We start from the raw sequence: 20,550 nt of genomic DNA on the forward strand, positions 1-20,550 counted from the left end.
TTGCGCCCTTTTTCCTGTTTATATCTTGAGGAAAAACTGCTTTATCTCAGCATACACAGCAAGCGACTCAGGTGTGTTGTGCCCTATAAGATACATGGCGTGAGACATACCTTCAAAAACCTCTAACTGGGTAGTAATAGCATGCTCTCGCAATTTTCTATTTACCCTCACCGTATCGCTTAAAAAAAGATCCCGAGTACCTGACACTAATATGGTTGGTGGTAGACCATCAAAGTTGCCATACAGCGGAGAAACGCTCGGGTGGGTGAGTGAATGTGACCCTGCGTATAACTGCGCTGCGGCAGATAAACTCCCCTCATAGGAAACCAGTACTCTATCTGCTTCTTCATTGATAAGCAGGGAGTCGCTAGTGTTAGACAAATCGGCCCAGGGCGTTCCCAAATAGACGCCTACGGGTAAAGATTTGTCTTGCTGTTTTAACTGTTGCAACAACGCGAGAGTTAAACCGCCGCCCGCTGACGTTCCCCCAATAAATATACGATTGCTTCCGTACTCGTTACGTAATTCGTCATAAACTGCACATGCATCATTCAGTGCTGCAGGAAAAGGTGACGAAGGCGGCATACGATAATCCACGCTATACACCACAATACCCAGTCTATCCGCTATCAAAATGCCTTCTTCAATACTCACAAGACCTGAGAAAAACACATACGCACCGCCGTGCAAATCGATATAAACCTTATTTTGAAAACGCTCATTTATTATTTCAGGTGTGATTTTACGTACTGTTACCCCGACAATACTCAATAACTCTACAGATACATTAAACTGCTTTCGCATGGCTTTTACTTTCTTTTTTTGCCGCGAGTTTACCGCATGTATGCGGTCTCTCCACGCCTCAATGTTAGCCGGCACATCAGATTTCACAGTGTCTAACGATAAGGATGGAAACTGCTCCATCACCAATTGCATTTCACTGCTTATAGCATTCGGTATAGAAGCATAACGACGTTGTGAAAATGGCTTAGAGTTTGTTTCTTTAGACATTGTCGCTTAACACCTTTGTTAAATTGGATGTACTTTGCTTTTATCGCACTTTTTTGTCGCTAATTTATTTGTGACATGCAGTTAGGTACGTATAACGATACATTTTACGGTGCATCTTGTGGAGCTTAGTACAGTGTCAATTACTTGGTAGTTGGGGTATAACTACGCACAATCACCAGAAATAACAATTAATCATCGTCGCCTTGTATTTGTAACCCTCTGATATCAGTAGCGACCAATAAGGAAATTGCAATGAAAACACGTTCTCGTCGCCAACTCATCATTGGACTAGGATTTACGCTATTATCTACCTTTAGCCTTTCGTTCTCGGCAGTATCAGCAACCGCTGCAAAAGCTGGCGATAACTCAATGACAGCTGAAAGCGAAACATCTATTTGGAAAGTCAGTAAAGACGGCGACACCGTTTATATTGGCGGAACTATACATATACTTCCTGTTAGCGAGTTTCCCCTCCCCAGACAGTTTACTGATATCTACCAACAAAGCGACACCATTGTTTTAGAGGCGGAGCTACCAGAACCAACCGATATTACAGCGCAGCAAAAAATGATGATGGGTTTATCTTATCAAAACGGACAAACTCTAAAAGACACCTTGAGTGAAGAAACATTTACTGCGCTAGACCAATACCTTTCTGCATTTGGCAGCAGTGCAAACCAATTAGCCAGTTTCAAACCGGGTTTTGTCACTACTATGTTAGTCACAATGGAAGCCCAGCGAGCGCAAATGGCCGGCGAAGGTGTAGATGCTTATTTCACTCAATTAGCAAAACGTGATAACAAAGATAGAGAGTATTTGGAGTCGTTAGACTTTCAAATTTCCATGCTTGCAGGTTTAGGTGAAGGCGAAGAAGAACAGTTCATATCGGAAACCCTGGCCACTTTACCCGATCTTAAAAGCGAACTTGAACAAACGATAAAAGCGTGGCGTGCAGGTGATACAGAGGCCCTGAACAAACTGGTTATTCAAACCTTCAAACAAGAAGCGCCAGAATCGTACGACGATGTATTTACCAAGCGCAATATAAGCTGGATACCTCAAATAGAAGCCATGTTTGGTGATGATGACAAAGAGTTTGTACTAGTAGGTGCAGGCCATCTCGTTGGCGAAGACAACGTTCTTAAACTGCTCGAACAAAAGGGCTACTCTGTTAAACAGCTTTAGTTAAAACCCACTTCAACAGGGCCGCTGCTGGGAACCCGCTAATATAAAAGAAGAGGCGAGGAAACAGCGTGTTCCCTCCCCTCCCGCAAGCTCATTATTATGCCTCAAGAAGGGAGTGAGTGTACGCCCTCTGAAACCCTACACCGCAGGGGTGCGGTGTCGGAGCTTGCACATAAAAGCGGGGATGTCTTTACGGCGAGCGTCTTCCTCTTTATTGGCTTCATAGGTGCCAAAAGGGGAGCGCTTGTGCAATCTAGAACTCTCAGCTGCATGGATGCAGCTGTGAAGCCGATAATAAAAAAGAAGGGACGGGATCACGGCGTGTCTTCTCCTCTCCCGCAAGCTTATTCCTTGTGCTAAGGGAATGAAATCAATATGCCGTTTCAAACCTTCCACAGCATGGATGCTGTGGCAGAGCGCCCAGGGATGAGTTCACCGCGGGTTTCTTCCTTTCTCCAAAGCTTTTATTATGCCTCGAAGGGATTGAGTGTATGCCCTCTGAAACCCTACACCGCAGGGATGCGGTGTCGAAGCTCTCACATAAAAGCAGGGGTGGCTTTACGGCGTGTCTTCTCCTCTCCCGCAAGCTTATTCCTTGTGCTAAGGGAATGAAATCAATATGCCGTTTCAAACCTTCCACAGCATGGATGCTGTGGCAGAGAGCCCAAGGATGGGTTCACCGCGTGTTTGAAACGGCATATTGATTTCATGACTTTTCAGAAAGCATAAAAAAAGCGCACCTAAGTGCGCTTTTTTGTGCAGTGTTTGCAAAGTCTAGATTAGTCTAGGATCTTCGCTACAACACCAGCACCTACTGTACGACCACCTTCACGGATTGCGAAACGTAGACCTTCGTCCATCGCAATCGGAGCAATTAGCTCTACTTTGAATTTAAGGTTGTCACCAGGCATTACCATTTCTACGCCTTCTGGAAGCTCTACAGCACCAGTTACGTCAGTTGTACGGAAGTAGAACTGTGGACGATAGCCTTTGAAGAATGGAGTATGACGGCCACCTTCGTCTTTAGACAATACGTATACTTCTGCTTCGAACTTAGTGTGTGGGTTGATTGAACCAGGCTTCGCTAGTACTTGTCCACGCTCTACGTCATCACGCTTAGTACCACGTAGTAGTACACCAACGTTCTCACCAGCACGACCTTCGTCTAGAAGCTTACGGAACATTTCAACACCAGTACAAGTCGTCTTAGTTGTATCTTTGATACCAACGATTTCTACTTCTTCACCTACTTTAACGATACCTTGCTCAACACGGCCTGTTACAACAGTACCACGACCTGAGATTGAGAATACGTCTTCGATTGGAAGAATGAACGGCTTATCGATTGCACGCTCTGGCTCTGGGATGTATGAATCAAGAGCTTCACCTAGTTCGATGATTTTCTTTTCCCATTCTGCGTCGCCTTCAAGCGCTTTTAGTGCAGAACCTTGGATAACTGGAAGGTCATCGCCTGGGAATTCATATTCGCTAAGAAGTTCACGAACTTCCATTTCTACTAGCTCAAGAAGCTCTTCGTCATCAACCATGTCACATTTGTTCATGAACACGATGATGTGAGGAATACCAACCTGACGACCAAGTAGGATGTGCTCACGAGTTTGAGGCATAGGGCCATCTGTCGCAGCAACTACTAGGATTGCACCGTCCATCTGAGCAGCACCAGTGATCATGTTTTTAACGTAATCAGCGTGTCCTGGGCAGTCAACGTGCGCGTAGTGACGTGATGGAGTATCGTATTCTACGTGTGACGTAGAGATAGTGATACCACGTGCTTTTTCTTCAGGCGCGTTATCGATTTGATCGAATGCTTGAGCTGAACCACCGTATGTCTTTGAAAGAACAGTAGTGATAGCTGCAGTTAGCGTGGTTTTACCGTGGTCAACGTGGCCGATTGTACCCACGTTTACATGGGGTTTCGTACGTTCAAACTTTTCTTTTGCCATTTTTCTCGTTTCCTAAGTTAAAAGTCCGACCCACAAATAGACCGGACCGAACCTTCATTTAGATTAGATTCTAGATTCAATAATAGCCCGCGCCACATTGTTAGGCGCCTCAGAATAATTGAAGAACTCCATTGAGTATGAAGCACGACCCTGCGTTTGTGAACGCAAGTCTGTCGCATACCCAAACATTTCTGAAAGAGGCACTTTAGCACGTATCATTTTAACACCTGCTACGCCATCTTCCATACCTTCGATCATGCCGCGGCGACGATTTAAGTCACCAACAACATCACCCATCCAGTCTTCTGGAGTAGTCACTTCAACTTTCATAGTGGGTTCAAGCAACACCGGATTTGCTTCTGCGGCGCCTTTTTTGAAACCCATTGAGCCGGCGATCTTAAACGCCATTTCAGAAGAGTCAACATCGTGGTAAGAACCATCAAACAAAGTAACCTTTACATCGAGTACCGGATACCCTGCAAGAACACCACTTCGCATCTGCTCCTGAATTCCTTTATCGACCGCTGGAATGAACTCTTTTGGTACAGTACCACCGACGATCTCGTTCACAAATTCGTAGCCAAAGTCCTCTTCCTGAGGTTCTATGCGCAGCCATACGTGACCAAACTGACCACGGCCGCCAGACTGACGAACGAACTTCCCTTCCACCTCAACAGCTTTGCGAAGGGTCTCACGGTAAGCAACCTGAGGGTTACCTACGTTACATTCAACCTTAAATTCCCGCTTCATACGATCAATGATGATATCTAGGTGTAATTCACCCATACCAGAAATGATCGTTTGCCCCGTCTCATCATCAGTTTTTACTTTGAAAGACGGGTCTTCTGCAGCAAGCTTACTTAGCGCTATACCCATTTTTTCTTGGTCAGCTTGTGACTTCGGCTCTACCGCAATTGAAATTACCGGATCAGGAAATTCCATACGCTCTAGCGTAATGATGTTATTCGGATCGCACAGCGTATCACCAGTAGTGACATCTTTAAGGCCTATTGCAGCTGCAATATCACCCGCGCGTACCTCTTTAATTTCTTCTCTGTCTTTCGCGTGCATTTGCACGATACGACCAAATCGCTCGCGCTTGCCTTTCACAGGGTTATATACAGTATCACCTGTATTCACTACACCAGAGTAACAGCGGAAAAACGTCAGAGTACCAACAAACGGGTCGGTCGCTATTTTAAACGCCAGTGCAGAAAACGGCTCTTCGTCCGTAGGATGACGTTCTGCTTCTGTTTCGTCTTTGTCGTCGAGAATACCGGTTATCGCTTTTACCTCGTTTGGCGACGGCAAAAAATGAACAACTGCGTCGAGTACTGCCTGAACACCTTTGTTTTTGAAGGCACTGCCACAAGTGGCAAGAACAATTTCGTTGTTCAGCGTACGAGTGCGAAGTCCAAGTCTGATTTCGTCTTCAGTTAGCTCTTCGCCTTCTAAATACTTATCCATTAACGCTTCTGAGGCTTCAGCGGCTGCTTCTACCATTTCAGTGCGATATTGCTCGGCTTTCTCTAAATATTCAGCTGGAATGTCTTCATAGGTAAATGTCATACCCATGTCTTCTTCATTCCAATTGACTGATTTCATCTTAATTAAATCGATGACACCATGAAATTCTTCTTCAGCGCCCATGTTGATTTGAATCGGAACACAGTTAGCGCCTAAACGTTTGCGAATTTGACCCACAACACGTTCAAAGTCAGCACCAGCCCGATCCATTTTGTTAACGAATACAAGGCGTGGCACTGCATATTTGTCAGCCTGTCGCCAGACTGTTTCTGATTGAGGTTCTACCCCAGAAGACCCACAGAATACAACTACCGCTCCGTCAAGAACACGTAATGAACGTTCCACCTCAATAGTGAAATCTACGTGTCCTGGCGTGTCGATGATATTTATTCTATGTTGATCAAACTGTTGCTCCATACCAGACCAGAAACAGGTAGTTGCAGCAGACGTGATAGTAATACCACGCTCCTGCTCTTGTTCCATCCAGTCCATGGTAGCAGCACCATCGTGCACTTCACCGATTTTGTGAGACAGTCCTGTATAAAACAAGACACGCTCTGTGGTCGTGGTTTTACCCGCGTCCACGTGAGCCACAATACCAATATTGCGATAACGCTCAATCGAGGTCTTACGAGGCATAAATCTCTCTCAGTTAAATAACGTTGATTACCAACGGTAGTGAGCAAACGCTTTGTTTGCTTCGGCCATACGGTGAACGTCTTCACGTTTCTTAACCGCTGAACCTTTATTTTCTGCTGCGTCTAACATCTCAGCCGCTAGGCGTTGTGCCATAGACTTTTCGCCACGTTTACGTGCAGCATCAACCATCCAACGCATACCTAGTGCATTACGACGAACTGGACGTACTTCTACTGGAACCTGATAAGTTGAACCACCAACACGACGAGATTTAACCTCTACCGTAGGGCGGATGTTATCAAGAGCTTCTTCGAATACATCAAGGTGTGCTTTGTTGGTTTTTTCAGCAACAATATCTAGCGCACCGTAAACGATTTTTTCAGCGACTGACTTCTTGCCGTCGAGCATTACGACATTCATGAATTTAGCAAGCAGTTGTGAACCAAATTTTGGCTCTGGTAGGATTTTACGTTGACCTACGACTCTTCTTCTTGGCATTTCTATTCTCCGTATGAATTCAGGGAATACCCAAAACTCTTAAACTTCAGTTTGGCCTTACTAACGGAGAACCGTTAAGACTTAGGCCTTTTCGCGCCGTACTTAGAACGGGCTTGCTTACGATCGTTTACACCTGCGCAGTCCAAAGTACCGCGAACTGTGTGATAACGAACACCTGGTAAATCTTTAACACGACCACCACGGATAAGTACTACACTGTGCTCTTGTAGGTTGTGACCTTCACCACCGATGTATGAAGAAACTTCAAAACCGTTAGTTAGACGCACACGACATACTTTACGTAGTGCAGAGTTTGGTTTCTTTGGCGTAGTTGTATATACACGAGTACATACACCACGTCTCTGTGGACAAGCTTGCAGTGCAGCTACGTTGCTTTTTTCAACGGGCTTTCTGCGTGGCTTGCGCACTAACTGGTTAACTGTTGCCATTAACTAGCTCCTGATTAAAAACTACGAAAACCCAATCACTGTGATTGGGTCCATATTAATGCGACTTTTTCTTTGTCGCCCTTTGTTGTAAATATTGTGCTCGTCAATATTTACTGAGCTTTGATACAAAAAACCGCGACCGTTTATCGAGCCTTTTCGGGGCTATCCAAAATCGGGTCGCGGAATATTAATGATCATCGCCCTGACTGTCAAGCTGTACAAACTCTAAGCACTTAATATTCTTAAAATCTGTCAGCTTGAGCTGCCATTATGTTAGGAGCACGTTAACGCGCTCCTATGATCATGCCTTATTCGGCCGAATCGTCGTCTGCACCAGCGTTAAGCGCTTCGGTCAATGCCTGTTCCGCATCTGCAGCAGATACTGACATTTCTTCGATTTGCTCTTTACGCTGTTGAGCGCGGCGTTCATGGTAGGCGAAACCCGTACCCGCTGGAATGAGTCGTCCAACAATTACGTTTTCTTTCAGACCGCGTAGGTCATCTTCTTTACCTTGAACCGCTGCTTCAGTAAGAACGCGAGTTGTTTCTTGGAAAGACGCTGCTGAGATAAATGACTCAGTAGACAGTGACGCCTTAGTGATACCAAGCAGCTGTGTTTCGTACTGCGCTGGAATCTTACCGTGTTTTTCTATTTCACGGTTGGCCACTTTCACGTTAGAAACTTCTACTTGCTCGCCTTCTAGGAACTGAGTATCGCCTGGGTGAGTGATAACACACTTACGCAGCATCTGACGAATAACAACTTCGATGTGCTTATCGTTAATCTTAACACCCTGTAGACGGTAAACTTCCTGTACTTCGTTCACGATGTAGTTCGCTACTGCAGAGATACCGCGAAGACGTAGAATGTCGTGTGGAGACTCTGGACCGTCGGCGATAACTTCGCCTTTTTCCACTTTCTCACCTTCAAACACGTTAAGCTGACGCCACTTTGGAATCATCTCTTCGTATGCATCACCCTCAGCAGGCGTAATTACTAGGCGCTTCTTACCTTTAGTCTCTTTACCGAAACCGATAGTACCTGAGATTTCTGCAAGAATAGCAGGCTCTTTAGGTTTACGTGCTTCGAATAAGTCAGCAACTCTTGGTAGACCACCCGTGATGTCACGTGTCTTCGAGCTTTCCTGAGGAATACGCGCTAGCACGTCACCTTCGTTAGCCACTTTGCCTTCTTTCGCTTCAATGGTAGTGAAGCTTGGAAGACGAATTTCTTGAAGACCGAACTCATCACTTTCAAGAATTAGCTTAGGCTCTTTGGCGTTTGCTTTTGTTAAATCTTTAACAACAATACGCGTTAGACCAGTAAGCTCATCTTGCTGCATTTCTGTATTAGTGTCGTCGATGTCCGCGAAGCTAATTTTCGCTGCGCGTTCAGTAACGATAGGGTGACTATGCGGGTCCCAGTTAGCAACAACGTCGCCAGCTGCAATCTTCGCACCGTCATCAACACTAAGTACTGCGCCGTAAGGCACTTTATAGCGTTCTTTCTCACGACCTTGTTCATCGATAACAGTAAGCTCTGTTGAACGAGAAACAATAACCACTTTGCCGTCAGAGTTACGTACAGATTTTTCATTGTGTAGCTTAAGGCTACCCGCTGTTTTAACCTGAACGCTGTTTTCTGCAGACGCTCGTGATGCCGCACCACCAATGTGGAAGGTACGCATGGTAAGCTGTGTACCAGGTTCACCGATTGATTGTGCTGCAATAACACCAACCGACTCACCACTACCAACCATGTGTCCGCGAGCAAGGTCACGACCGTAACAGTTAGCACATACACCAAAGTCGTTATCACATGTGATAACCGAGCGTACCTGAATTTGGTCAACCGAGTTAGCTTCAAGCATGTCTACTAGCGCTTCGTCTAGCAGTACATTACGCTCAACCAACACCTCGTCTGTACCAGGCTTGATTACATCTTCTGCTACCACACGACCAAGAACACGCTCGCGAAGCGGTTCAACAACATCACCACCTTCGATCAGCGGTGTCATTGTCACACCTTCGAATGTGCCACAATCATCGTTAGTGATAACCAAATCTTGTGCAACATCTACAAGACGACGAGTTAGGTAACCCGAGTTCGCTGTCTTAAGTGCTGTATCGGCAAGACCTTTACGCGCACCGTGCGTTGAGATGAAGTACTGAAGAACGTTAAGACCTTCACGGAAGTTTGCTGTGATGGGTGTTTCGATGATTGAACCATCTGGTTTAGCCATCAGACCACGCATACCAGCTAGCTGACGAATCTGAGCGGCACTACCACGAGCACCCGAGTCGGCCATCATATAAACAGAGTTAAATGATGATTGCTCTTCTTCCTCGCCATCGCGGTTGATTACGATGTCAGTCTTAAGGTTATCCATCATGGCCTTAGCAACTTTTTCGTTGGCATTTGACCAGATATCAATAACTTTGTTGTAACGCTCACCGGCTGTTACTAGACCGTTTTGGAACTGTTCCTGAATCTCGATAACTTCTGCTTCAGCAGCGTCAACGATTTCTTTCTTCGCTTCAGGGATTACCATATCGTCAATACCAACAGACGCACCCGCGATCATCGCGTAGTGGAAGCCGGTATACATGATTTGGTCAGCCGCAATAACGGTGTCTTTTAGACCAAGCGTACGGTAACAAGCATTCAATAGTCTTGAAATTTGCTTCTTGCCCATAGGCTGGTTGATGATTTCAAACGGAAGACCCTTAGGAAGGATCAATGAGAAAATTGCACGACCAACCGTGGTTTGCGTTAGCGTTACTTTCTCTGTTTTATTGCCGTCTTCATCAATGTCATATTCTGTAATACGTACTTTAACGCGAGAATGAAGCTCAGCATTACCTGTGCGGTATGCTTTTTCTGCTTCGTTCGGGCTGGTAAATACCATGCCTTCGCCTAGGCCGTTTACTTTGTCACGCGTAAGGTAATAAAGACCCAATACAACGTCCTGTGAAGGAACGATAATTGGCTCACCGTTAGCAGGTGACAGAATGTTATTCGTCGACATCATTAGTGCGCGTGCTTCAAGCTGAGCTTCGATTGTCAACGGAACGTGTACCGCCATTTGGTCACCATCGAAGTCGGCGTTGTACGCCGCACACACTAACGGGTGAAGCTGAATCGCTTTACCTTCAATAAGTGTTGGTTCGAATGCCTGGATACCCAAACGGTGAAGTGTTGGTGCACGGTTAAGCAATACAGGGTGTTCGCGGATAACGTCATCTAGTACGTCCCAAACCTCTGGTGCTTCGCGCTCTACTAGCTTCTTAGCAGCTTTGATTGTTGTTGCAAGACCACGTCCTTCAAGCTTACCGTAAATAAACGGCTTAAATAGCTCTAGTGCCATCTTCTTAGGAAGACCACACTGGTGAAGGCGAAGTGTTGGACCAACGGTAATTACAGAACGGCCAGAGTAGTCAACACGCTTACCAAGAAGGTTTTGACGGAAACGACCCTGCTTACCTTTAATCATGTCTGCAAGCGACTTAAGTGGACGCTTGTTAGAACCGGTAATCGCACGACCGCGACGTCCGTTATCTAGAAGTGCATCAACAGACTCTTGTAACATACGCTTTTCGTTGCGCACGATAATGTCTGGAGCAGCAAGGTCTAGAAGACGCTTAAGACGGTTATTACGGTTGATTACACGACGATAAAGGTCGTTCAAATCAGATGTTGCGAATCGACCGCCATCTAGTGGTACAAGAGGGCGAAGATCGGGTGGCAATACTGGAAGTACTGTCATGATCATCCACTCTGGCTTATTACCAGACTGCTGGAATGACTCAAGCAACTTAAGGCGCTTGGTGATTTTCTTACGCTTTGTTTCAGAGTTGATTGAAGGTAACTCTTCACGCATCGCTGCAACGTCGGCGTCAACGTCAAGTACGGTTAGCAGGTCGAATACTGCTTCTGCACCCATTTTCGCTTCGAATTCGTCGCCGTGTTCTTCTAATGAATCAAGGTAATCTTCTTCGTTTAGAAGTTGTCCGCGCTCAAGTGTTGTTAAACCCGGCTCGGTCACAACATATGATTCAAAGTAAAGCACGCGTTCGATATCGCGAAGCGTCATATCAAGCATTAGGCCGATACGTGACGGTAGCGATTTAAGGAACCAAATGTGTGCTACAGGACTTGCTAGCTCGATGTGCCCCATACGCTCACGACGAACTTTAGTCAGTGTCACTTCTACGCCACACTTCTCACAGATAACACCACGGTGCTTAAGACGCTTGTACTTACCGCACAAACACTCGTAGTCTTTTACCGGTCCGAAGATACGGGCACAGAATAAACCGTCACGCTCAGGCTTGAACGTACGATAGTTGATAGTCTCAGGCTTCTTCACTTCACCAAATGACCATGAACGAATCATGTCAGGTGAAGACAGACCGATTCGAATATTATCGAACTCTTCGGCCTTGTGTTGTTGCTTTAGAAACTTTAATAAGTCTTTCACATTACTCTCCCAGCGGAGTCAGTCTCTAGAACCCGGTGCAAGCACCGGGTCATCTCATAACATTACGCGGCAATTGCCGTATTACTTCTCTTCAAGCTCGATGTTGATACCCAACGAGCGAATTTCTTTAAGTAATACGTTGAAGGATTCTGGCATACCAGGCTCCATTCTGTGGTCGCCATCGACGATGTTCTTGTACATCTTAGTACGTCCGTTAACGTCATCCGACTTAACAGTAAGCATTTCCTGCAGGGTATATGCCGCACCGTAAGCTTCAAGTGCCCACACTTCCATCTCACCGAAGCGCTGACCACCAAACTGTGCTTTACCACCAAGAGGCTGCTGCGTAACAAGGCTGTATGAACCAGTAGAACGCGCGTGCATCTTGTCGTCTACTAAGTGGTTCAGTTTCAGCATGTACATGTAACCAACCGTAACAGGTCGCTCGAATGAATTACCAGTACGACCGTCGAACAAGGTAATCTGACCGCTTTCTGGAATATCAGCAAGCTTCAGCATTTCCTTGATTTCAGACTCGCGAGCACCATCGAATACAGGTGTTGCTACTGGAACACCCTTACGAAGGTTTTCCGCTAAGCGACGAACTTCGTGATCTGTGAAGCTATCAATGTCTACTTCTTGGTGATTTTCACCTAGTTCGTAAACTTTCTTCAAGAAATCACGCATTTCGGCTAGCTCGCGCTGCTCTTTAATCATGCGGTCAATTTTAACCCCAAGACCGTGAGCAGCCATGCCCAAGTGAGTCTCAAGGATCTGACCGATGTTCATACGAGATGGTACACCAAGTGGGTTAAGTACGATGTCTACCGGCGTACCGTGCTCATCGTATGGCATATCTTCTACTGGTTGAATAGTAGAGATAACACCCTTGTTACCGTGACGTCCCGCCATTTTATCACCCGGTTGGATGTGGCGTTTAACCGCTAGGTAAACCTTAACTATCTTAAGTACACCAGGCGCTAAATCATCGCCTTGCGTTATCTTACGACGCTTAGTTTCAAACTTCTTATCGAAGTCAGCTTTGATTTCAGCATGCTGTTCAGCAATTTGGTCAAGCTCTAACTGTGCATCTTCGCTGTTAAGTGCAATTTCAAACCACTTTTCGCGTGGTAGGCTGTCAAGCTTCGCTTGTTCAACGCCAGCACGAGTTAGCGCAGTTTGAGCACGTGCAAAAATGCCGTCCGCAAGGATTTCAAATTCATCAGTAAGGTCTTTCTTAACCTGACGAAGCTGCATATCTTCAATTTCAAGCGCACGCTTATCTTTCTCTACACCGTCGCGGGTAAATACTTGAACATCGATAACCGTACCGTGAACTGAGTTAGGTACACGGAGAGACGTATCTTTAACGTCAGACGCTTTCTCACCAAAGATAGCTCTTAAAAGTTTTTCTTCCGGAGTAAGCTGAGTTTCACCTTTCGGTGTTACTTTACCTACTAGGATGTCGCCGCCTTTCACTTCCGCACCGATGTAAACAACACCTGATTCATCAAGCTTGCTTAGCGCAGACTCACCTACGTTTGGAATATCAGAAGAAATTTCTTCTGGCCCAAGCTTAGTATCACGAGCAATACAGCTTAGCTCTTGAATGTGAATAGTAGTGAAACGGTCTTCCTGAGCAACTCGCTCAGAAATAAGGATTGAATCCTCAAAGTTGTAACCATTCCAAGGCATGAACGCGATACGCATGTTCTGACCAAGTGCAAGGTCACCAAGGTCTGTTGAAGGACCATCGGCTAGCACGTCACCAGTGACAATCGGGTCGCCAACGTTACACGTAGGGCGCTGATTAATACAGGTGTTTTGGTTAGAGCGAGTGTATTTAGTCAGGTTGTAGATATCGATACCTGCTTCACCTGGAAGCATCTCATCTTCGGCAACCTTGATTACAATGCGGCTCGCATCTACGTAATCAACTGTACCACCGCGTTTAGCGACAACCGTTACACCAGAATCTACTGCAATAGTTCTTTCCATACCCGTACCTACTAACGGCTTATCAGCACGTAATGTAGGAACAGCCTGACGTTGCATGTTGGCACCCATAAGTGCACGGTTTGCATCATCGTGTTCTAGGAATGGAATTATACTTGCCGCAATTGATACGATTTGCTGTGGAGAAACGTCCATGTATTTGATGTCTTCTTTTGGCATCAAGGTTGTTTCACCACGGTGACGACATGGAATAAGGTCGTCTACCAACTCACCTGCTTCAGATAACGCAATGTTAGCCTGAGCAATCGCGAATTGGCCTTCTTCAATTGCAGATAAATAATCGATTTCATCGGTAACAACACCGTCAACAATGCGACGGAAAGGTGTTTCTAAGAAACCAAAGTCATTAGTGCGCGCGAAGCTCGCTAATGAGTTAATTAGACCGATGTTTGGACCTTCCGGCGTTTCGATTGGACACAAACGACCATAGTGAGTTGGGTGTACGTCTCGAACTTCGAAGCCAGCACGTTCACGAGTAAGACCACCCGGACCTAATGCAGAAATACGACGCTTATGCGTAACTTCTGATAGCGGGTTGTTTTGGTCCATGAACTGTGACAATTGCGACGAACCGAAGAACTCTTTCACCGCTGCCGAGATAGGCTTGGCGTTAATAAGATCTTGTGGCATTACGTTGTCTAGGTCGCCTAAGCTTAGACGCTCTTTAACTGCACGTTCTACACGCACGAGACCAACGCGGAATTGGTTCTCAGCCATTTCACCAACCGAACGAATACGGCGGTTACCTAGGTGATCGATGTCATCAACTTCGTCCTTACCGTCACGAATTGTTATTAACTGTTTCATAACAGCAATAATGTCTTCTTTGGCAAGCGTACCAGAACCAATAAGTTCTTCGCGGCCTAAACGACGGTTGAACTTCATGCGACCCACTGAAGAAAGATCATAACGCTCTTCAGAGAAGAATAAGTTCTCGAATAAGGTTTCAGCAGCATCTTTCGTTGGTGGCTCACCAGGACGCATCATACGGTAAATTTCAACAAGCGCCTCTAGGCGGTTTGTTGAAGAGTCTATACGTAGCGTATCTGAAATGTATGACCCGTGATCAAGCTCGTTGATATAAAGAGTTTCAAATTCTTTAATACCAGCTTGGCTAAGCTCAGCTAAGTTCTCTAGTGCAAGCTCGTCGTTTGCACTAACAATAACTTCGCCCGTGTCTTCGTTTACATAAGTAGCAGCAAATACTCGACCGATGAGATAATCGGCAGGTACTTCTAGCTCTGTTAAACCAGACTTTTCTAGTGCACGTGTATGACGAGCAGAGATACGACGGCCTGTTTCAACAACCACATTGCCATCACTGTCAATAATGTCGAAAGCTGCTGTCTCACCACGTAGGCGATCAGGCTTCACTTCCATCATTAGACGGTCTTTATCAATGCGGATATTAACTTTGTCGAAGAATGTATCTAAGATTTCTTCTGACGTCATTTCCAATGCGCGCAAGATAATAGTTGCCGGCAGTTTACGACGACGGTCGATACGCACGAACAAGTTATCTTTAGGGTCAAACTCAAAGTCTAACCAAGAGCCACGGTAAGGAATGACGCGCGCGTTATAAAGTACTTTACCAGACGAGTGGGTTTTACCCTTGTCGTGGTCAAAGAACACACCAGGTGAACGGTGTAGTTGTGACACAATTACACGCTCTGTACCATTGATAACGAACGTACCGTTCTCTGTCATCAATGGGATTTCTCCCATGTACACTTCTTGTTCTTTAATATCTTTTACGGTACCTGGGGCTGCGTCTTTGTCAAACAATACTAACCGTAGTTTTACTCTTAACGGAGCAGAGAAAGTTACACCGCGTATCTGACATTCTTTAACATCAAATACTGGCTCTCCCAGGCGGTAGCTTACATATTGAAGCTCTGAATTACCTGAGTAACTTTTAATTGGAAAAACGGAACGAAATGCTGCTTCCAAACCGTATTGAGCATCGGCGTCGATCTCAATAAACTTTTTGAAAGAATCAAGCTGAATTGAAAGAAGGTATGGAATTTCCAATACCTGTGGGCGTTTGCCAAAATCCTTACGGATACGTTTCTTTTCGCTATAAGAGTAAACCATGGGTTCCTCAGCCTGCTGATTTATGACCCAACCTGCTGCTAAATGCTTTAAAACGCGTGCTATGGGCTAAAAGCTGCGTTTCAAATGGCGCAATAAGCAACAAACTTCCACAACCCTAAGTCGGGCAAGTTCACCAGCATACAACAAATTTTAACCAATTATTAGTTAAGTTGTTGGATTTTTATGCTTTTAACGGTGTTGACCGATGTGCGCCTAGTGAAATGTAGATAAGGGTTATATTCTACACACTATACAGCGCAAAAAGGCTGGTGGTTCAAAAAACCACCAGCCTTGCCGTCTCAGGCAAATAATCTGATCAAATCAGATTACTTGATTTCAACTTCAGCGCCAGCTTCAGTAAGTGCCGCTTTAAGTTCTTCAGCTTCTTCTTTGCTTACGCCTTCTTTGATAGCTTTAGGAGCAGACTCAACTACTTCTTTAGCTTCTTTAAGACCTAGGCCAGTCGCGCCGCGAACTGCTTTGATAACCGCAACTTTGTTGCCACCGAATGAAGTCATTACAACGTCAAATTCAGTTTTCTCTTCAACAGCAGCAGCTTCACCAGCTGCAGCAGGACCAGCAACAGCAACAGCTGCAGCAGATACGTTGAATTTTTCTTCAGCTGCTTCGATTAGCTCAACCAATTCCATAACTGGCATTTCAGCAATCGCGTTTAAAATATCTTCTTTAGTTAGAGCCATGTTCTCTAAACTCCTGGGTTTTTAATGTTAAAAAAATCAATATGCCAAAAACGAAAATTACTTCTCGTCTTTGATCGCCGCCAATACGCGCACAAACTTGCCAGGAACTTCGTTGATTGTTTGAACGAATTTCCCAACTGGTGCTTTGAAGGTTGCAAGTAGACGTGCAAGCGCTTCGTCGCGAGTTGGAAGTGAAGCAACCGCGTCCAATTTCTCTGGACCAAGTAGACCACTACCAATTGAAAGTGCTGTTACGTTAAGCTTATCGTTAGTCTTACCGAAGTCTTTGAAAAGACGTGCCGCACCGCCTGGTGCGTCGATAGAGAAACCATAGATAAGCGGACCTGTAAGTGCGCTTTCCAAGTCTGCAAATTTACTGTCTGCCAATGCACGCTTAGCTAGTGTGTTACGTACAACCTTTAGGTATACGCCTTGCTCACGAGCTTTTATGCGAAGGTCAGTCAGTTCTGCAACTTCCATCCCACGGTATTCAGCGACGGCAACGGATAGAGCGCGAGACGCAACTTCAGATACCTCTGCTACGATCTCTTTTTTTGCTGCTAAACCTAGTGCCACTGAGTTCACCTCTTTGTATCTGACATTGTTTGTAATTAACTACTCACGCCGTCAGGGTTCACAGATTGATACCAAACGTCATATTTGGTACCGCTCTACGGTGTTTGTTATCCCAGAGAGTCTGAGTCAAACCACCGTCTGCGCAGGTTGTTCTATTAAGCAGTATGTTGACTGTGAAAGTTCTCTTACCTCTTTCACCACACCGCACCTGCGGTCTTGGACGGGAGTTGTTTACTAGCACTGCTATGTACACAACTCCAACCCATAACCTTTCAGAGAACTAACGGGCCAAGCCCATCAGTATTAAAGACCTACAGAAGCCTTATCAAGAGCAACACCCGCACCCATTGTAGTGCTTAGGCTGATCTTCTTGATGTAGGTACCTTTCGCAGAAGAAGGCTTAGCTTTCTTCAATGCTTCAAGTAGCGCTTCAAGGTTTTCTTGAATTTGATTTGCTTCAAACGCAATCTTACCTAGGCTAGCGTGGATGATACCGTTTTTATCATTGCGGTAGCGAACCTGACCAGCTTTTGCATTTTTAACAGCTGTAGCAACGTCTGGCGTTACTGTACCTGTTTTAGGGTTAGGCATTAGGCCACGTGGACCTAAGATTTGACCTAGTTGACCAACTACGCGCATCGCGTCTGGGCTAGCAACTACAACGTCAAAGTTCATTTCGCCTTTCTTAACTTGTTCAGCTAAGTCTTCCATACCAACAACGTCAGCACCTGCTTCTTTAGCAGCTTCTGCATTAGCACCTTGAGTGAATACCGCAACGCGCACGTCTTTACCAGTACCGTTAGGTAGTACAGTAGCACCACGAACGTTTTGGTCAGATTTCTTAGCGTCGATACCAAGGTTTACAGCAACGTCAACACTTTCAGCGAATTTAGCAGTCGCTAATTCTTTTAAAAGTGCAACAGCTTCGTTGATTTCATACTCTTTAGTTGAGTCAACTTTGTCACGTACTAGACGAGCGCGTTTTGTTAATTTAGCCATCCGATTAGTCCTCTACGTTCAAGCCCATTGAGCGAGCAGAACCCGCGATAGTGCGTACCGCTGCTTCTAGATCAGCAGCTGTTAAGTCTGGCTCTTTAGTTTTAGCAATCTCTTCTAACTGAGCGGTGGTAACTTTACCCACTTTCTCAGTGTTAGGACGGCCAGAACCGCTCTTGATGCCAGCTGCCTTCTTAAGAAGGTATGACGCAGGAGGAGTCTTAGTTTCGAATGTGAAAGAACGGTCTTCGTATACAGTAATTTCTACTGGTACCGGAGCACCCTTCTCTAGGCTGTCAGTCTTTGCATTGAAAGCCTTACAGAATTCCATGATGTTCACACCGTGTTGACCTAGTGCAGGACCAACTGGTGGACTTGGGTTAGCAGCACCTGCCGCAACCTGAAGCTTGATAATACCGCTTACTTTTTTAGCCATTTTAAATGCTCTCTTGTTTGGGTCTAACGCCTCGCAAATACAGAGAATATTTGCTCAATCGGCTTCCCGTTTCCGTTTAAAAGGGCGCGCATTATAAGGGTTGATTAATTGCTATGCAAGTCCCTAAATGCTTAAAAAACGATCTTTCAGGTAAAAAGGTACTGTAACAGCTAAAATATTAAGTAAATGGTAGGTAATGGAACACCGACAGCAATGCATTTATAGTAATGGCATGGTTAAATCAGTGCTTTAGTTAAAACAAAGATCCCAGAGCTAATTCAGTAACTGGCTGCGTGAATTAGGGAATGCAGAGGTTAACTCGCTCATCGCAATATCAGGACATGCTCTTCTGTATTGGTCCCTTCCTTCAGATTTCGCCTCATAGAGAGCACGGTCGGCCTGTGAAAAAGCCTCTTGCACGCTAGATACCTGCGAAAACGGGCAATACCCTGCGCTAGCAGTCATAGAAATCAATGTCTGCTCGTTAACTACATTTTTGTACTTTATGCGAAGCTGACGAATGCTTGTCATTACCCGCTCGAGATACAAGCGCGCTTGAGTGGATGAACAATTCGCTAAAACTACAACAAACTCTTGACCTCCCCACCGACTTACCACATCCGAAGGTCTTGTCTGCGAATGCAAACACTTGGCAAAAGCTTTAATCGCCTCATCGCCCGCAGCATGACCGTAAGTGTCGTTTATCTGCTTGAAGTAGTCTATATCAAAAATGATCAAAACTGTGTCTTCACCTTTTGTTGTGTATGCTTTCCACTGCATTTCTAAAAAGGACTGCACGAAACGTCTGTTTTTTAAACCCGTTAACGAATCCATTGACGCTTTTAATTTTGCTTCTCTTGCTATCTTTGCATGAGCTCGTTTTGCATCCTGTAGTTGTCGCAACCGGTTATTAAAACGCACAATATGCTCGTCTAATTTGTAGATAAGTGCGGCTGGCTCATTATTTTCCGCGTCCTTAAGCACTGATACGTAAGCGGGTATGGTAGAGGTATCATTCAATCTCGTATCGTTAAATTTAAGGCGTATTGGAAATAGCCCCGAGCGGCGTTTCACAATACTGCTAAACTCTTTGAAGCAAGAAACATTGAATGTTTTTGATGCAAGCGAAAAAACCTCAGTCATTACCTTGGCATTATCGATATTAGGGAGGCGACGCTTCATTTGATTATTATAGTGAATAATATTGCCATCAAGGCACGTAATAACTGCGGCTTCTCTAATACCGGCGAGCATGGATGCTACACTGAGTTTTTCAATACCCATCAGAGCTCACTCCAAAATATTCATGGGCAATATCGCGACGTTCTTTCAGTGGCCTTAGATGCACAACAACATGACAATGCCCATCACCATTCGCGATTGTTTTGTCTAATTCGACAGCGGCATAACCACTTTCAGTTGCTGCAATTTTACCAAACACATTTGCCGTCATATTACACAAGGGTGTTTTACCAACCACATTGGTGCCGAATGGACATTTATAATTTTGTAGAATTATTGACTCGGGTGAGATACTGGAAATACTGAATTGGCCACCAATACGACGTTTCAGATCTACAAGTACATGAGCGATAACTTCAGGTGAAGCCATGTCACTGCCCAATTGGGATTTGTATTTTTCATGAAACATGGCGCCTACATGGTCGGCAACAATTCCCACGAACCCCTTCGACTCTTCAGTACCAATGACATCTTCCATCAGCTTTTCGAGTTCGAGTAACATGGTCTGATAGAACGACGCAACGTCGATATCTATTTGTTTGCATGCAATGCGCTGCTCTAAAGTATCGATAGCCCTAACCTTTGACCAAATATTATACTTTAGTTGTAGACGAATCTCTTCACATCTGCAAATAAATTAACTTTGAGTATAAGGAATAGGGAGATTTTTATGACAGCAGACGACAAAACAGAGCTTGGGATTTAATTTACAGGTACAAAAAAGCCCGCTCATGC

14 protein-coding genes are annotated in these 20,550 nt (G+C 45.2%); 1 reads left to right on the forward strand and 13 read right to left on the reverse strand.

The genetic code is table 11. The annotated features are described in order from the left end of the window. Nucleotides 1-18 precede the first annotated feature (18 nt). Nucleotides 19-1,011 carry an alpha/beta hydrolase fold domain-containing protein gene (locus CW735_RS17710; protein WP_100973042.1) on the reverse strand — a complete coding sequence of 331 codons (993 nt, stop codon included), beginning with the start codon at nucleotides 1,009-1,011 and terminating at the stop codon, nucleotides 19-21. 252 nt (nucleotides 1,012-1,263) lie between these two features. On the opposite strand from CW735_RS17710, the gene CW735_RS17715 reads away from it, so the two are divergent. Then, on the forward strand, nucleotides 1,264-2,196 hold the full coding sequence (locus CW735_RS17715; protein ID WP_100973043.1) for a TraB/GumN family protein: 933 nt from the start codon (nucleotides 1,264-1,266) through the stop codon (nucleotides 2,194-2,196). 779 nt (nucleotides 2,197-2,975) lie between these two features. Here CW735_RS17715 and tuf read toward each other — a convergent pair. From tuf to CW735_RS17780, 12 genes are all read right to left on the reverse strand, one after another. Beyond that, nucleotides 2,976-4,160, reverse strand: a complete 1,185-nt coding sequence (tuf, locus tag CW735_RS17725) for an elongation factor Tu (RefSeq protein WP_083595409.1) — start codon at nucleotides 4,158-4,160, stop codon at nucleotides 2,976-2,978. A gap of 63 nt (nucleotides 4,161-4,223) precedes the next feature. After that, the gene (gene fusA / locus CW735_RS17730; protein ID WP_100973044.1) at nucleotides 4,224-6,326 is read right to left on the reverse strand and encodes an elongation factor G; all 2,103 of its coding nucleotides are present in this window, start codon (nucleotides 6,324-6,326) and stop codon (nucleotides 4,224-4,226) included. Between the two features lie 27 nt (nucleotides 6,327-6,353). Beyond that, complete coding sequence (gene rpsG / locus CW735_RS17735) at nucleotides 6,354-6,824, reverse strand: 30S ribosomal protein S7 (RefSeq protein WP_071980813.1); 471 nt, start codon at nucleotides 6,822-6,824, stop codon at nucleotides 6,354-6,356. Between the two features lie 74 nt (nucleotides 6,825-6,898). Beyond that, on the reverse strand, nucleotides 6,899-7,273 hold the full coding sequence (rpsL, locus tag CW735_RS17740) for a 30S ribosomal protein S12 (protein ID WP_071980814.1): 375 nt from the start codon (nucleotides 7,271-7,273) through the stop codon (nucleotides 6,899-6,901). A 308-nt stretch (nucleotides 7,274-7,581) separates the two neighbouring features. Next, on the reverse strand, nucleotides 7,582-11,754 hold the full coding sequence (rpoC, locus tag CW735_RS17745; RefSeq protein WP_071980815.1) for a DNA-directed RNA polymerase subunit beta': 4,173 nt from the start codon (nucleotides 11,752-11,754) through the stop codon (nucleotides 7,582-7,584). A gap of 81 nt (nucleotides 11,755-11,835) precedes the next feature. Further along, nucleotides 11,836-15,864 (reverse strand): DNA-directed RNA polymerase subunit beta, encoded by a 4,029-nt coding sequence (gene rpoB / locus CW735_RS17750; protein ID WP_083595325.1) that lies wholly within the window; start codon nucleotides 15,862-15,864, stop codon nucleotides 11,836-11,838. 326 nt (nucleotides 15,865-16,190) lie between these two features. After that, on the reverse strand, nucleotides 16,191-16,565 hold the full coding sequence (rplL, locus tag CW735_RS17755) for a 50S ribosomal protein L7/L12 (RefSeq protein WP_071980817.1): 375 nt from the start codon (nucleotides 16,563-16,565) through the stop codon (nucleotides 16,191-16,193). Between the two features lie 57 nt (nucleotides 16,566-16,622). Further along, on the reverse strand, nucleotides 16,623-17,141 hold the full coding sequence (gene rplJ, locus CW735_RS17760; RefSeq protein ID WP_032097751.1) for a 50S ribosomal protein L10: 519 nt from the start codon (nucleotides 17,139-17,141) through the stop codon (nucleotides 16,623-16,625). Between the two features lie 303 nt (nucleotides 17,142-17,444). Beyond that, the gene (gene rplA, locus CW735_RS17765; RefSeq protein WP_071980818.1) at nucleotides 17,445-18,140 is read right to left on the reverse strand and encodes a 50S ribosomal protein L1; all 696 of its coding nucleotides are present in this window, start codon (nucleotides 18,138-18,140) and stop codon (nucleotides 17,445-17,447) included. A 4-nt stretch (nucleotides 18,141-18,144) separates the two neighbouring features. After that, on the reverse strand, nucleotides 18,145-18,573 hold the full coding sequence (gene rplK, locus CW735_RS17770) for a 50S ribosomal protein L11 (RefSeq protein ID WP_071980819.1): 429 nt from the start codon (nucleotides 18,571-18,573) through the stop codon (nucleotides 18,145-18,147). Nucleotides 18,574-18,846: 273 nt separating this feature from the next. Beyond that, nucleotides 18,847-19,857: a GGDEF domain-containing protein gene (locus tag CW735_RS17775; protein ID WP_100973045.1), complete on the reverse strand. Its 1,011-nt coding sequence runs from the start codon at nucleotides 19,855-19,857 to the stop codon at nucleotides 18,847-18,849. After that, on the reverse strand, nucleotides 19,847-20,317 hold the full coding sequence (locus CW735_RS17780) for a methanogen output domain 1-containing protein (RefSeq protein ID WP_083595326.1): 471 nt from the start codon (nucleotides 20,315-20,317) through the stop codon (nucleotides 19,847-19,849). The genes CW735_RS17775 and CW735_RS17780 overlap by 11 nt, the downstream gene beginning before the upstream one ends. Nucleotides 20,318-20,550: the final 233 nt, after the last annotated feature.

Origin of the sequence: Alteromonas sp. MB-3u-76 (assembly GCF_002831605.1) — a bacterium.
In the GTDB taxonomy this organism is placed as follows: Bacteria; Pseudomonadota; Gammaproteobacteria; order Enterobacterales; family Alteromonadaceae; genus Alteromonas; species Alteromonas hispanica.